Annotated in this window: 8 protein-coding genes; all 8 read right to left on the bottom strand. The window is 67.4% G+C overall.

The window, feature by feature from the left end; genetic code table 11:
• Window positions 1-10 precede the first annotated feature (10 nt).
• Complete coding sequence (locus ACIPQB_RS08445; protein ID WP_446484773.1) at window positions 11-1,237, bottom strand: TolC family protein; 1,227 nt, start codon at window positions 1,235-1,237, stop codon at window positions 11-13.
• A 163-nt stretch (window positions 1,238-1,400) separates the two neighbouring features.
• Window positions 1,401-1,769, bottom strand: coding sequence for a hypothetical protein (locus ACIPQB_RS08440; RefSeq protein WP_446484772.1), 369 nt, complete (start codon window positions 1,767-1,769; stop codon window positions 1,401-1,403).
• A 151-nt stretch (window positions 1,770-1,920) separates the two neighbouring features.
• Entirely contained in the window at window positions 1,921-3,462 is a 1,542-nt protein-coding gene (locus ACIPQB_RS08435) for a tryptophan halogenase family protein (protein ID WP_446484771.1), read from the bottom strand.
• 68 nt (window positions 3,463-3,530) lie between these two features.
• Window positions 3,531-6,461 carry a TonB-dependent receptor gene (locus tag ACIPQB_RS08430; protein WP_446484770.1) on the bottom strand — a complete coding sequence of 977 codons (2,931 nt, stop codon included), beginning with the start codon at window positions 6,459-6,461 and terminating at the stop codon, window positions 3,531-3,533.
• Window positions 6,462-7,068: 607 nt separating this feature from the next.
• On the bottom strand, window positions 7,069-8,376 hold the full coding sequence (locus ACIPQB_RS08425; RefSeq protein ID WP_446484769.1) for a DUF5690 family protein: 1,308 nt from the start codon (window positions 8,374-8,376) through the stop codon (window positions 7,069-7,071).
• Between the two features lie 538 nt (window positions 8,377-8,914).
• Complete coding sequence (locus tag ACIPQB_RS08420; protein WP_446484768.1) at window positions 8,915-12,088, bottom strand: efflux RND transporter permease subunit; 3,174 nt, start codon at window positions 12,086-12,088, stop codon at window positions 8,915-8,917.
• Between the two features lie 10 nt (window positions 12,089-12,098).
• Window positions 12,099-13,373, bottom strand: a complete 1,275-nt coding sequence (locus ACIPQB_RS08415) for an efflux RND transporter periplasmic adaptor subunit (RefSeq protein ID WP_446484767.1) — start codon at window positions 13,371-13,373, stop codon at window positions 12,099-12,101.
• Window positions 13,370-14,650 (bottom strand): TolC family protein, encoded by a 1,281-nt coding sequence (locus ACIPQB_RS08410; RefSeq protein ID WP_446484766.1) that lies wholly within the window; start codon window positions 14,648-14,650, stop codon window positions 13,370-13,372. The genes ACIPQB_RS08415 and ACIPQB_RS08410 overlap by 4 nt, the downstream gene beginning before the upstream one ends.
• Window positions 14,651-14,683: the final 33 nt, after the last annotated feature.

Raw genomic sequence — 14,683 nt, 5'->3', positions numbered from 1 at the left:
GGAGAGGCGCTCATTGGTCGTCGCTTCCATAGGTCAGGGAGAGGCGGGCGGCGTCGATGGCGACGGCGGCCTCGCGGTCGAGGGCGGTGATCTGGGCGTCGGACAGGCCGGCGAAGGCGGCCAGCACGTCGGCCAGGGCGGCCGTGCCGGCTCCATAGCCGGCGGTCTCCAGGTCGGCGCGCTGCTTGGCCAGCGGCAGCAGGGTGTCGCGGGCCCGCAGCCATTGTTCGTGGTGCATGACGTGATCGGCCAGATCGGCTTCGAGCTGGGCGGCCAGGGCGCGGCGGGCGTCCTCGCGCTGGGCGTCGGCCCGGCTGGCGCTGGCGGCGCGCGCGGCGATCATCGGGTCCTGGCGGCTCTTGCCCCACAGCGGCAGGCTGACGCTGACCCCGGCCGAGACCATGTCGCCGAACATCGGATCGCGGCGCTGATAAGCCACCTCCCAGCTCCAATCGGGGCGCTTGTCAGCCTTGGCCAAGGCGACGTCGGCCTGGGCCTGGCGGGCGGCGGCGTCGCGGGCCAGCAGGGTGGGATTGCGGTCGATCGCGGCCCTCAAGGTCGCGGGATCCAGATCGAGGTCGGGCGCCTGGCCGACGGCCTCGGGCTGCGGGTCGCCGGTCCAGCGGGTGACCGCAGCGCGGGCCCGTCCGAGTTCCGAAACCGCCTCGCTGCGGCGATCCTCCAGGGCGGCGCGCATCTGGGCGGCTTCGAGCGCCTGGGCGGGCCGCAAGCGTCCGGAGGCGACGCCGGACGGCGCGGCCGTCCACAGCGGCTCAAGCTGGGCGATCACGCGATCGAGGGCGGCGAGCTTACGCTGGGCGTAGAGCAGCTCGATCCAGGCCAGGGCGGCGGCGAGGCGGACCTGGCGGGCCTCGACGGCGCCGTCGGCGCCGGCGGCGACGATGTCGGCCTGGGCCCGGCCGATCCGCGCCTGGCGCTTGGCGGCGCTGGGCATATCCTGGCTGTAGCCGACCCGGCCCATGGTCATCTCGTCGGTCCCGAACCGGCCGGCCGCGGGGCCGGAGACGGGGAAGTTGTCCAGGCCAAGGGCGAGCTTGGGGTCCGGCAGGGCGCCGGCCGCCTTGGCCGCGGCCTTGGCGGCTTCGACCTGCAGGGCGGCGGCGCGCAGCGCCGGGGCGTTGGCGGCGGCGGTGTCGAGCGCCTGGCCATAGGTCAGGGGCGCGGCCTGGGCGGCGCCGGCGAACAACGCCGCGGCCAGGATGATGGCGATGCGCATCGGAGATCCGATCACGAGGGGATGTGGAACTGAGCGGCTGGAGCGCGTTAGCCGTCTTGGCCTGGCGGGGCGGCGCTCATTCGGGCGTGACGACAGACGGGCGCGCGGTTGCGCGACCCTGGCGACACGCCCGGGAGGGGCCCGCGCTAGACGCGGGCCAGGATCAGGCGATCAGTTTGGGTGGTCGCTCGTCGCGCGCCGGCGCGTGCGGACGCAGCGGATCGGCGGGCGCGGCCGTCAGGCGCATGGGCTGGATGGCCGGAAGCAGGACATCCGAACTGGGAAGCGCCGCGATCGTCGCGCACAGGGCGGCGCAGATCTGGGCGCAGGCCTTGCCGTCGTGCGGCGACTTCTGGTTCTCGTCGCAGCAAGGATCGTGGCTGGCCTTGGCGCCGTCAGCGGACTGAGCCGTCGGCATGGCCATCGCCTCGGGTCCGGCCTTGGCGCACTCGACCTGCGCAGCCGCGGCGGTCACCGGGCTGATCAGCAGGGCCAGGACGGCCAGGAAGGCGAGCAGGCGTCGCATCGCCATGAGAGATAATCTTGCTTGCCTAGCTTGTCGATGTCGGTCTGCGCTCACCCCCAGACGTTGCCCTCATCCTGAGCCTGTCGCAAGGAGGAGGGCGGCGATCGAGGATCGAGGGTATGGTCCGCCGATCGTCCCGGATCTCGTCGGGCCCTCCTCAGCCATCGCCGAAGCCGCGCCGCCGCGCCAGTTCGACCAGTTCGCGGTGGGTCGGAAGGTTCCGGCACGCGTAGTCGGCCTGTCTGCGTATGTCGGCAAACGCCGCGCGCGCTTCGTCGTAGTAGCGATAGGCTCCGGCCTTGGGGCTCAGATCGGTCCGATAGCCCATGCCGTAGAGGACGTACTGCCAGCTGGCCTCGGTGAAGATGTCGACGTTCGGGTCGATGTCGATCGGGTCCGGCGGCCGAAAGCGCCAGCGGTCCAACAGGTCATGCAGGCTGTCGGGAATGGTCGAGGCTGCGACATTGTCGCGCCAGAAGGCGGTGTCGCGACGTTCCGAGATGCAATAGTGCAGCTTGATGAAGTCCAGGGCGCGTTCATAGCGGCGGCGCATCAGGTCGTTGTACTGCCGGGCCGCGGTCTCCATCTCGCCGCCCCAGGGAAACAGCGTCGCCAGCATGACCGCCGCCACCTCTGCGAAGACGATGCCTGTGGCCTCGAGCGGCTCGAAGAAGCCGCTGGAAAGACCGATGGCGACGCAGTTCTTGACCCAGTTGATCTCGCGGTAGCCGGCCTCGAACTTGATGTGGCGGACGTCCAGCCCGTCTCCGGCCTTGCCGACATAGTCGCGCAGGACCCGCTCGGCCGCATCGAGGTCGGTGTGATCGGACGAGAACACGTGACCGACGCCGCGGCGGCTGTCCAGGCCGATATCCCAGGTCCAGCCCGCTTCCTGGGCGGTCGAGATCGTATAGCTGGCGATCGGCGCGTCTGGTCGCTCATAAGGGACTTGCATCGCCAAGGCGCTGTCGCAGAACAGGGCCGGGCGGCAGGACTTGTAGGGCGACTTCAGCGCCTGGCCGATCAACTGGGCCCGGAAACCCGTGCCGTCGACATAGAGATCCGCCTTCATCAGCCCGAAAGCGCGGCCGCGCACGCCGGCGATGGCGCCATCCTCGGCCAAGAGCACCTCGTCGATCGTATCGACGACATGCCTTACGCCAAGGCCCGTGGCGGCGTCGCGCAGCACGCCGGCCAGCTTAGCGGCGTCGAAATGATAGGCGTAGTTGAGCGGCGCCACATAGTCGGGGTGGCTGATCAGTTTCGGCGCCCGACCGGCGTCGGCAGCGATCTTCTGCGGGGTGTTGACCTGGCTCCATTCGCTGTCGCCCGCCGCGCCCAGCAGCCAGTAGGGCAGGAGATCCAGGCCTGACGGCTCTTGCGTCATCTGGAACGAATGCAGGTAGTGATCGGGCTGGCCGCGGCCAGGCTCGAAACGCCAGTGGGCGAACCGCGCGCCTTGCTTGAAGGTCGCGCTGGCCTCCCGAACCAGGATGGCCTCATCGACGCCGATGCGGCGTAGGGTCTTTCGAATGGTCGGAAAGGTGCCTTCTCCGACGCCAAGGATACCGATCTCGGCGGACTCCACCAAGGTGATCTCAATGCCGCCGGGAGAGCGCGCGCCCAGGGTTCGAGCCAGGTAGCCCGCCGTGAGCCAACCGGCCGTTCCGCCGCCGACGATCAATATCCGCTTGCCCAAGAGCCTCCTCCGAAAAGAAAAGTCGCCCTTCGGCCAGGGGAAAGGCCGAAGGGCGTGAGAGGAGAAGGCTAGAACGACAGTCGCAGGCTGGCGTTGACACGACGGTCGGCGACGAACCAGCTACGGACGTATTTGCGATCGTCGGGATAGCCGCCCATCAAGGTCCTGACGGTCTTGTTGGAGAGGTTGCTGCCTTCGAGCGAGAACGACGTATGCTCGTTGATCTTGAAGGTCACTCCGGCGTCGAGCGATCCGTAGGCGTCGGCGTAGATCGGCAGGGCGATGTCGGTGAAAGTCCCCACGCCCGGCGCCGAATAGTAGGTGTAGTCGCCGTTGGTGCCGTTGGAGTTGGTCGACATCAGATATTGGCTTCGCCAGGAATAGGCGACGCGCGCCGAGATCCGGCCCTTCTCGTACATGCCGATAAGGTTGAGGTTGTCCTTCGACAGTCCGGTGATCGGCACGTTCGTATGCTTCACGCCGTTGATGTCGAAGTACTGATCGCCTGGGTTCTTGCTGTGGATGTAGGTATAGTTGGCTTCTGCGCCCAATCCGTCGAAGGGCGCGGGCAGGAAGTCGAAGAACATCCGGCCGCCGATTTCGAGGCCGTCGATCTTGGCGTCGCCCTCCGAGTTGAAGACGTTGTTGTTCTGGGCGCTCTCGATGACCGTGCGCGCGGTCGGTCGCACATAGGTCACCGGCACCGGCTGGCTGGCGTTTCCGTAGACCAGCAGATTCTCGATCGTCTTGTGGAAGGCGGCCAGATGCACGGAATTGGCGCGACTGGGATACCATTCCAGAGATGCGTCCAGATTGTTCGACAGCGCCGGCTTCAATTTCGGATTGCCGGCGTCGGTGGTGAATCCGTCGAAGCTGTTGCCGATCAGGCGCACGCTGGTGTTGCCGCTGGCGCGCAGGGCGGTGAAACCCGGATTGTCCATCGTTACATTGTAGGCCAGGCGAAGTCGGTAATCGTCGGTGGGCGAAAATTCCAGATTGATCGCCGGCAGCACCCGCGTGACGGACAGTCCATCGGCGCGTTCCGCGCCGAGTTGGGCGATCTCGGTGACCACGCCGTCGCGAACGAAGGTCGAGCCGTTCTGCTGAAAGAACCCGGAACTCTCGTTCTTGACGCGCACCACGCGCAGACCGGCGTTGCCGCTGACCGGCCATTTGAGAATGCTGGAGTCGCTCGCGAACCGCACCATCGCATAGGCGGCGGTCGTGACGGTCTGGTTTCTGGAAAAATCGAAGGGGCTGTAGGCTATGGGCTGTACGGGATTTCCATAGCCCGTCGGTGTGGGCTGCCCGAGGGCCGGATTGAAGCCGGCCGGCGGAGGCGCGTGGTCGCCCACGACATCGTACCGGGCGGCCATCGCCCGGCTCGGCATCAGGGTGTTGCCCGGCAGATTGGCCTTGCCGCGGAAGAAGTTATCGAAGGTGCGCGTCTCGACGTCGCCGGGGCGCGCATTGGCGAAGGTCAGTTGCGGATCGCCGCCCAGCGCCGTCCAGTTATAGCCCGAATTAAGGTCGCGCTCGGTGCGATCGGCATAACGCACGCCCACCTTGAGTGAACGGAAAAACGCATCGTCCGAGAATTTGTACTCGGCATCGAGATTGCCTGCGTAGAGATGGCCGTGATTACGCTCGTTGTGATCCATGGTCGCGCTCCACTTGTAGGATGCGGGATCGGCGAATACGGCGGCGGCCGAGGCCGGGACCGTCACCTGCGGCAGGTCGCCGGTAAGGTCCAAGCCGAACGTGCCCGGGAACGGCACATTGGGAAACACGTCGTAGCTGAAGCGCGTAGCGGACGAATCGACGATCTGGAACGCGCCCTGCAGCGACAGCGGTCCCTCCGGCTTCCACTCGAAACCCGTCGTGAAGTCGCGCGTCTTGCTGGTTCCGCTGCCGAAGCCGGTGTTGCCGCCGGCATTGATGACGTCGCTCGATGGGCCGAAGGTCGCATTATTGCGGAGGAAAAGAGCGCTCGTGCGGACCAGACCGCCGCTGGCGTCGAACTGGCTATCGCCGGCCGGGTCGACCGCTAGGTCCTTCGAGACCACGAAAAGACCGCTGGCGGTGCTGTCTTCCTTGTACTCGGAGACGAAAACCGTCTGGAACAGGCGAAGGCTGTCGGTCGGTTGCCATTGCACGCCCAGATAGCCGCCGGTCCGGGTGCGGTTAAAGCTCTGGTCGCCGTAGTCGTAGCCCCCGGGGATATAGCGATCCTGCGTGCCTATACGCGTGCGGTAGTACGGCTCCATGCGGAAGAAGTCAGCGTTGGACGAATACTTGTTTCGCGCCAGATCCACCAGCACCCCGATCTTGCCGATCGCAGTGTCCCACTGGCTGGTCGCCAGCACCGATCCGCCGTAGGTGGTGTCCTTGACGAGGTCGCCATAGCTGGCCGTCGCGGTCGCCTGCAAGGCCGGCTTGTGATAATCGAACGGCATCTTGGTGCGCAGATCGATCGATCCGCCCGTGCCGCCTTCGATCTGATCGGCCGACGAGCTCTTGTAGACGTCCACCGCCGCCATCAGTTCCGGCGTGACGTCGCCCCAGGACAGGCCGCGGCCGCCGTTGGCGCTGAAGATTTCACGGCCATTGAGCCGCCCCGCCACGCCTGAAAGCCCTCTGACCTGGATGCCCGAGCCCTCGGCGGAGAAGCTGTCCGGGTTGCCGAGAGCCGCAAACCGCACGATCGCCACCCCGGAGACGCGCTGCAGGACCTCGGTGATGCTGTTGTCGGGCAGCTTGCCGGCGTCGTCGGCGACAACGGAGTCGACGATGACTTCGGCCTTCTTCTTGCGCATCTGAGCCGACTCGATTGCCGCCCGGCGGGCGGTGACGACAACCTCCGCCACAGCGCCGGAATCATCTTTTTTGGGCGGCGCTTCTTGCGCCCAGGCCTGACCGCTCGCCGCCACCGCGCACACGGCGACCGCCGACGCGCCTTGAAACAACATGGCCCGAAGAATGCTCTGCCTGCGAAGCATTTGTCCCTCCCGGTTTGCTCGCCCTGGGCCCGGACGCTCTGGAGGCGTCGACTGAACCCGCTGCAACCCGCCGCCAGATGGCAGCGTTGTCATATTTCCATGGACCTACCCGATTGTCCGAAATTGGCAAGATGAATCCTCAGACAAAAGGAAAATTCCTGCTCGATGTGACATAATGATTTCGAACACCGGTGGCATATCAGAAGCTGAAAAATGGTCAAATGCAGTCGCACATTGAATTCATTCATCTGTTTGAATAAGCTTGGCTATTGGGGCCTGGACGCTCCGTTTCCGATGTCGAGGCCATGGAAAACGCTGCCGAAATCCAGCGAGACCCAAAGACTCTACTGGTAGGACAATAAGCGCCGCCCTAGCTCAGGACCCGTCGGCTTAGCTCCACCTCAAGGCCAAGGTGATTGCAGGAGGGGTGATAACCCGCGCCTTCAACGCCGGACATCAAGATCGATGCCGGGAAGGGGCCGATGCCTGACCTGCCGCACCGAGCTGAAGATCTGGATCGATGGTCCCAGGATCAAAGTCGAGGCGCTATAGCGCCTGTCGCCGACTCCAGTCGCGGCTGAAAGACGTCCAACGACGTCTGCCAGATCTAGATAATTTCCGTCGCAGGGGCGGGCTGAACCGTGCGTTGGCCGCCTTGCAGGAAGTAGAGGCCCGCCAGCAGGGTGCAGACAGCGCCGACCAGGCTGGTGGCGTAGGCGCTGGCGATGAAGAACCGCAGCCAATTCAGGTCGACCATGGCGAAGTTGCGCCAGACCAGCAGGGCGACGCTGCCGAGATAGCCCGAGGCGTCAGCCAGATAGATCAGGAAGCCGGCCGTCCCGATTTGGCCGCTGAAGGCGATCATCCGATCGAACAACATGGCGTTGAAGGGCGTGTAGGCCATGTAGAGCCCCGCGCCGGTCAGGATCATCCAGGTCAGCGGCGACAGCAGGTGGGCCTGGAACGCCAGGGTGGAGACGCCCAGCAGGACGAAGCCGGCGACGATGACCCCATGCATGACCAGCAGGGCCTTGAGATTGTCGCGCACGAGGATGACCGCGGCCATGACGCCCAGCGACAGGACGGCGACGGGCAGTTCGCTGGCGGTGAAGACGCCCGAGGCCTCGCCGAAGCCCAGGGCGTTCCAGATCTCGGCGGCGAAATTGTCGCGGAAGTCGCGGAAGGCGGTCAGCAGCACATAGGCCAGGATCAAAAGGACGACGCCCGGCGCATAGACGGCCAGGAACGCCATGCGCTGCGCCTTGTCCATCGGCCGGCGGCGCACGCGCTCGGCCTCGTCGGCGGCGCTGGGCGGCGGCAGCTGGGTCAAGGCCCAGACCGAGACGGCGAGCAGGGGCATGAACAGGGCGCCGGTCGCAGCCGGCATCCAGAATGGGCTGACGTGTTCGGCGATCATCAGCCACTTGCCCACCGACTTCACCACCCCCGAGGACAGGATGAAGCTGGCGCAGAGGATGGCGCCCAGAACCTCGGACGTGCGCCGGCCTTCCATGTAGCCGAAGACCAGGCCCCAGATCAGGCCCAGGGGCAGGCCGTTGAGGAACAGGGCCAGGACGTTCCAGGGCGCGGGGATGATCGCGAACAGCACCAGGGCCAGCCAGGACAGGCCGATCAGCGCCAGGATCGCCATCCCCCGCCGGGCCGGTGCGATCTCGGAGATGAGCTTGACGCCGATCAGCTTGGACACCGCGTAACCGGCCACCTGGGCCAGCACCAGGGCGATCTTGTAGTCAACCGCGAACGCCCACCCATCGACCGCGCCGAACGTGGCCGCGGCGAAGGGCTTTCGGAAAGCATACATCGAGAAGTAGGCGCAGAAGCCGGCCAGGCCTGCGAAGGTGGTGAAGACCAGCGGATTGGACCGCTCCAGCCAGCGCCGCGGACCTGACGTCATGGAATGCACCCCTTAATGAAGATTTGGTCTTGACCAACTGTGTAGCGGTTCGGTGGCGCGACCGGCGCGCGGGAGCGGGCAGGGCGCGTCAGCGGACGCGGATGTCTGATCTTCAAAGCGTCGTGACGCCAGTACTCCCGACCGAACTCGACCACCTTGCCCTGGGCGTCGTCGCTGGTGCGCACCACGTTAGGCCGGACAGGCCCGACTTCACCCGCAGAGCCTCGGCCTCCTTGCGCGTAAGCGCGCAGGGCTGCTGCATGGAGCCACCTAGGCGACGGTCGAATCCCGTCGGACGAAGGATGGGAAGGCGCGGGGGCGCGGTCAAGCGACTGGATCAGACCGCGGGCAACCAAGGCGGTGACGGGTTTCAAGCGTTCACAAAAGTTTCGCCCAACTTCACTTTCACCTGGTGTGTACCAGAAGGTGAAATCTGGAGATGGGGCATGACGACGGGCAGGCGAGCGCGGTCGAGGGCGCTCCCTAACGCATGACCTCGAAACGGGGGCGCCCTGGCGCGTCGTGGTCCTCTTGGCCGTCATCGCCTTGCTCGTGCGCCATGCCCCTCGCGAACTGATCCCGCCTGTCCAAGCCGTTGTGACTGGCTTGCAAGTTTGTAGAGGGCTGGCAGGACCAGCAGGGTCAGCAGGGTCGAGGAGATGATCCCGCCGATCACCACCGTGGCGAGCGGACGCTGCACCTCCGCGCCCGCCCCGACGTTGAAGGCCATGGGCACGAAGCCGAGGCTCGCCACCAAAGCCGTCATCAGCACCGGCCGCAGACGAGTCAGGGCGCCTTCGCGGATCGCATCGTCGAGGTCCGCGCCCTCCTGCCGGAGCGAGCGGATGAAGCTGACCATCACCACCCCGTTCAGCACCGCCACGCCCGAGAGCGCGATGAAGCCGACGCCGGCCGAAATCGACAGCGGCAGGCCGCGCAGGAGCAACGCCGCCACTCCGCCGGTCAGGGCCAAAGGCACCCCAGAGAAGACGATCGCCGCGTCCTTGACCGATCGGAACAGCGCGTAGAGCAGGCCAAAGATCAGCAGCAAAGCCGCCGGAACCACCAGCTGCAGGCGCTTGGCCGCAGAGATCAACTGCTCGAACGTGCCGCCATAGGTGATCCAGTAGCCGCTCGGCAGTTCGATCTCGGCTCCGACCTTCTGTTGCACCTCGGTGATGAACGAGCCCAGGTCGCGGTCGCGAACGTTGGCGGTGACGACGACGCGCCGCTTGCCGTCCTCGCGGCTGATCTGGTTGGGGCCGATCACCTTTTCGATCTTTGCGACATCTTGCAGGGGCACGAACCCGCGCGGTTGATCGATTGTCCCCGGCAGCGGAATGCGCAGCCGGCCGATGTCGTCGACCTTGCCGCGGACCGCTTCAGGCAGGCGCACGACGACGTCGAAGCGCCGGTCGCCTTCGAACACCTGGCCGGTCACCGTGCCGCCGATGGCGGTGGCGACGACCGACTGGACGTCGTCGACATTCAGGCCCAGGCGGGCGAGCGCCGCACGATCGGGGGTGATCTGCAGAACAGGCAGGCCGGTGACCTGCTCGACCCCGACGTCCTGGGCGCCGTCGATCCCCTCGACCACGGTCCCGATCTGCTTGCCGATCTCCAAGAGCTGGTCGAGATCGTCGCCGAACACCTTGACCGCAACATCTGCCCGCACGCCCGAGAGCAGCTCGTTGAATCGCATCTGGATCGGCTGGGTGAACTCGTAGTTGTTGCCCGGAACCTTGGCGACGACGGCCTGCAGCTCGCTCACCAACTGGCCGCGCGGCTTTCGGGGATCTGGCCAGTCCTTGCGGTCTTTCAGCATGATGAAGGTGTCGGCCACCGATGGCGGCATCGGGTCGGTGGCGACCTCGGCGGTGCCGATCTTGGCCATCACCCGGTCGACTTCAGGCAGGGTCTTGATCCTGGCCTCGAGCGCCGTCTGCATGGCGATGGCCTGGGAGAGACTTGTCCCAGGGATGCGCAGGGCGTGCATGGCGATGTCGCCTTCGTCCAGGCTCGGCGCGAACTCGGAGCCCATCCGCGAGGCGGCGAAGGCGGCGATCGCCACCAGGACGACCGCGCCAGCCACGAAGACCACGCGCAGGCGCAGCGCGATCTCCAGCGCCGGCTCATAGAGACGGCGCGCGCGCCGCATGATCGGGCTTTCCTTCTCCTCGACGTTGCCGGTGACGAACAGGGCCATGGCGGCGGGGACGAAGGTCAGCGACAGCACCAGCGCCGCGGTCAGGGCGATCACCACGGTGATCGCCATCGGGTGGAACATCTTTCCCTCCACCCCGGTGAGGGCGAAGATCGGCACATAGACCAGGGTGATGATCAGCACCCCGAACAGCGAAGGCCGGATGACCTCGCCGGCGGCGCCGGCGACCAGGTCGAACCGTTCGTCGCGGGACAAGAGCCGGCCTTCGCGGTGCTGGGCCTCGCCCAGCCGGCGCAGGCAGTTCTCGACGATGATCACCGCCCCGTCGACGATCAGGCCGAAGTCCAGCGCCCCCAGGCTCATCAGATTGCCCGAGACCTTGGTCTGGACCATGCCGGTGATGGTCAACAGCATCGACAGAGGGATGACCGCCGCCGTGATCAGGGCCGCGCGGATGTTGCCCAGCAGCAGGAAGAGGACGACGATCACCAGGATCGCGCCCTCGACCAGGTTCTTCTCGACCGTGGCGATGGCCCGGTCGACGAGGTGGGTCCGGTCATAGATCGGCTCGGCCGTCACCCCGGCCGGCAGGGCCTCGGCGGCCAGCGTCAAGCGCTCGGCGGCGGCGCGCGAGACCGTGCGGCTGTTCTCGCCGACCAGCATGAAGACGGTGCCCAGCACCACTTCCTGGCCGTTCTCGGTCGCCGCGCCAGTCCGAAGTTCCTGGCCCAGGCCGACATCGGCGACGTCGGCCACCCGGATCGGCGCGCCATTACGGCTGGCGACGACGACAGCCTGTAGATCCTGGATGCCCGTTGCTTGGCCGGGCACGCGGATCAGGTACTGCTCGCCATAGCGTTCGACGTAGCCGGCCCCGACATTGGCGTTGTTGCGCCCCAGCGCGCCGGCGACATCGGCCATGGTCAGGCCGTAGGCCGACAGCCGCTCCGGCAGCGGCGTCACGTGATACTGCCGCTCGAAGCCGCCGATGGTGTTGACCTCGGTGACGCCCGGCGTGTTGCGCAGCTGCGGACGGATCACCCAGTCTTGCAGGGTGCGCAGGTCCTCCGGCGTCCAGGCCTTGCCGTCGGGCCGCCGCGCGCCGGGCTTGGCCTCGACCGTGTACATGAAGATCTCGCCCAACCCGGTCGAGATCGGTCCCATCTCCGGCGTCAGGTCGGGCGGAAGCTGTCCGCGCACCGTCTGCAGCCGCTCGCCGACCAGCTGGCGGGCGAAGTAGATGTCGGTCTCGTCCTTGAACACCACCGTGACCTGGCTGAGGCCATAGCGCGAGACGGAGCGGGTATATTGCAGGCCCGGCAGGCCGGCGATCGCCGTCTCGACCGGGAATGTGATCCGCTGCTCGGCCTCCAGCGGCGAAAAGCCCGGGGCCTCGGTGTTGATCTGCACCTGGACATTGGTGATGTCGGGCGTGGCGTCGATCGGCAGGCGCTGGAAGCTCCAGGCCCCCACGACGATGCAGACGGCGACGAGGGCCAGCACGATCCAGCGAAGCCGGATCGAGGCGGCGATGATGCGTTCGAGCATGGTCGCCCCCTTAGTGGTCGTGGCTCGCGCCGGACTTCTCGATGTCCGCGCGAATGAGAAAGGCGCCGTCGGTGACGTATTCGGAGCCAGGCTTCAGGCCCGAAAGCACCTCGGTCCATTCGGGGGTCTGTCGGCCCAGTTCCAGCATTCGGAACTCGTAGGTGTCGCGGACCTTGACGAACACGACCTGGAAGTCGCGGAAGCGCTGGATGGCCTTGGTCCGCACCGCCAGCGGCGCGGTCCGGACGCCGACCTGGAACGCGCCTTCGACGCCCATGCCGGGCCGGAAGGCGCTGGCCGCGCCCTCGGGCAGGTGGACGTGGGCCACCAGGGTCTGGCTGACCAGGTCGGCCGTGGGCAGCACCGCCTCGACCTTGGCCATCAGTTCGGCGGCTCCCGACAGGCTGCGCACTTCGACGGGCTGGCCAACGCGGACCTTCTCGGCGTCGCGCGGGTAGACCAGGAACTCGGCGTGCAGCTTGGTCGGATCGGCGATGACAAAGATCGCCCGCTCGCCAGCCACGTCGCCGACATTGAGGTTCTTCTCGACGATAACGCCGCTGATCGGGGCGGGAATCGAATAGGTCTGCAGGCTCTCGCTGGACTCGACGCGGGCCAGGACCTGACCCTTGCGCACCGCGTTCCCGAGCTCGCCGCGCAGGCTCGTGATCCGGCCGGGATACCAGGCGCGGACCTCGCCCTTGCCCTCCGGGGTGATCTCGACCCGGCCGGCCATGTCGACCCGTTCGGCGATCGGCGCGGCGCCGGCGATCTCGGTCCTGACGCCGCCGGCCTGGGCCGCCGCCGCCGAGAAGCCGGTGCGGCCCTCATAGGTGGCGTAGGCCCAGCGGTGGACCTGGTCCTGATGGGTCGCGGAGACCTTGACGTCGAACGAGTGCGGCTCATGCACCACGCCGCCGCCGCGCAGATAGTCCTCCACCGGCGCGAAGGCGAAACGGTTCACCTCGCCGTCCAAGCGCGAGAGCTCGATCGACAGCTGGAGGTCCTTGGGCGGGATCGGCTTGTCCTTGCGATAGGCGTAGACGTGGAATTCCGGTTCGACGCCGTCCTCGAAGATCGTGACTTCCAAGGCGAAGTCACCGTCGCGGAGCATGCGGCCGCGATGGGGCCCGCGCTCGTAGTCGCCGGCCTCTTTTCCGGCGGATGGGGCGGCATGGCCTTCGGTCTCGGCGGGCTTGGACCGCTCGCCGCAGGCCGACAGAGTCAGCGCGCCGACCAACGCCAAGGCCAAGGGAGCGCCGAAGCGTGTTTGCAGGCGGGTCATCGGGCGGTCTCCGAAGCGGGGATCAGGCGCGCATGGACGCCGGTCAGGCGGTCGAGCTGGGCGCGGTCGATCTGGAAGGATTTAAGGAGGACGAGGCGTCGGGCGCGGGCGTCGGTCAGGGCCTTCTGGGCCTCAATGACGTCGAGGTAGGAGAAGCCGCCGCGATTGAAGCCCTCACGGACGAGGTCGACTGTCCGGGCGTTGGCCGGCACGACCTCGGCCTGGATCCGGCGCGCCTCACTGGCCTTCTGGGCAAGCATGGCTTGCAGGACGGCGATCTTGCGCTCGAACACCGCCTTGGCCCCCATCAGGTCGAGGTCGGCGGCGGTTCGGGCCGCGCGGGCCTGCTCGATGGCGCCCTTGTTGGTGTCGTAGCGGCCCAGGGGTATGGACCCGCCGATGATGGCGGCGACGTCGCCGCCCTCGTTCAGGTAGCGCAGGCCGGCCCGCCAGGTCGGGTCCTGCACGGCCTTGCTCTCCTCGACCCGGACCTTGGCGGCTGCCACGCCGCGCTGGGCGTCGAGCAGGGCCAGGTCGGTCTCGGAAGCGGACCCGGCGACCTGGTCGGCGGCCGAAAGGTCCTCCAGCACGGCCGGATCGATCTCGACCTCGCCGCCGCCCCAGAAGGCGGCGACCGCCCGGCGGGCGTCGGCGGCCTTGGCCCGAGCCTCGGCCAGGGCGATCCTGGCCTCGGCGACCTGGGCGTCGGCGCGGGCCCCGGCGAACAGCGGGTCGCGGGCGGCCTTCACCCGGCGATTGACCTCGCCTTGCGCGCGCTCGGCGATCGCCAGGCGGTCGGCGGCCAGCTGCGCCTCGGCCTCGGCGGCCACGGCGTCGATCCAGGCCAGTTCCACCTCGTGGAAAAGATCCAGCATCCGCACGTCGTCGCGCAGGCGCGTGAGGGAAATGTCGCTGCGGGCCAGGGCCGTGCGGGCGGCGCGCTTGCCGCCGCGCTCCTGGCTTTGCTCGTAGTAGAGCGTGGCCTGGGCGCGATCGACCAGGGAGTAGGAGCCCGTGCCGGCGAGGTCCTCGACCTCGACGCCGACCACGGGGTTGGGGCGTACGGCGGCCTGGCGCGCGCCGGCCTCGGCGGCGGTCAAGCGCGAGGCCAGGGCGGGGCGAGCGGGATCGGACGCGGCCGCGCGGCTCAGCGCCTCGGGCAAGGTCAGCGGGTCGGCGTACGCCAGGACGGACGACGCCAGGATGGGCGTCGCCAGGGCGAGCGCCGTGGCGAGCAGCCATGGCCGCAGGGCGCGGCCTTGGGAAAGGGCAGGCATGGAAAATCCTCGAACGTGCGGGAGCGCGGCGCT

Source organism: Caulobacter sp. LARHSG274 (assembly GCF_052871235.1).
Note: the sequence above shows the minus strand (reverse complement) of the source record. Positions and strands in the feature narration are given on the sequence as shown.